Source organism: Bartonella sp. TT110JLCBS, assembly GCF_042193405.1.
GTDB lineage: Bacteria > Pseudomonadota > Alphaproteobacteria > Rhizobiales > Rhizobiaceae > Bartonella.
In genome coordinates this window covers 1-555 of sequence record NZ_JBHILT010000307.1, presented here as the reverse complement: position 1 = coordinate 555, position 555 = coordinate 1, and the positions used below count along the sequence as shown (strand labels likewise).

General features: G+C 33.2%; 1 protein-coding gene. It reads right to left on the bottom strand.

Annotation, left to right across the window (positions count from 1 at the left end; genetic code table 11):
- On the bottom strand, positions 1 to 372 hold a 372-nt coding region (locus tag ACFILW_RS11055; RefSeq protein ID WP_375685861.1), incomplete at its 3' end, for a hypothetical protein.
- Between the last annotated feature and the right edge of the window lie 183 nt (positions 373 to 555).

Below are 555 nucleotides of genomic sequence, written 5' to 3'. Positions count from 1 at the left end.
AAGCATTACTAAGGTTTGAGGATGATCTTTACGGATCGCAAAGTAACCACCATTCATCTTACCAGTGAATTGTTTAATGCTTTCATCGAGAACCTTTGGAGCGACTTTTTTCAGCATTTCACGTTTTTCTTTATTTAAATCGAACGCCTGTAGGAAGAAGTAGCCATCAAAAGAGTCATCACCGACGTTGTAGGTTGTTTCCAATTGAATTGATGACCCAAAAATGTTGGGCTGATCAGAAAGATCCAATAGAATATAATTATCTTCGGTAGTTAAGTTTTCAGCCATAACAAAACGACGATTAGGATTGGCTTCAATTTCATCATTAAAATATGATTTTGAACCTAATGCGTAGTTAATTACTTTAATCATTCGATTCACTCCTTTATGATATGTATTATACACTAGTTTTTAAAATGCTGATTAATGATTAGATATTCATTAAGGGATGTATTTCATCAATCTTAATTAGAGAGATGTAAACTTGACTACAGTGGTAAATCGGTTAAAATTAATATACTAAACGATAGTGACTGGGGGTGTAAAGATGGAGAA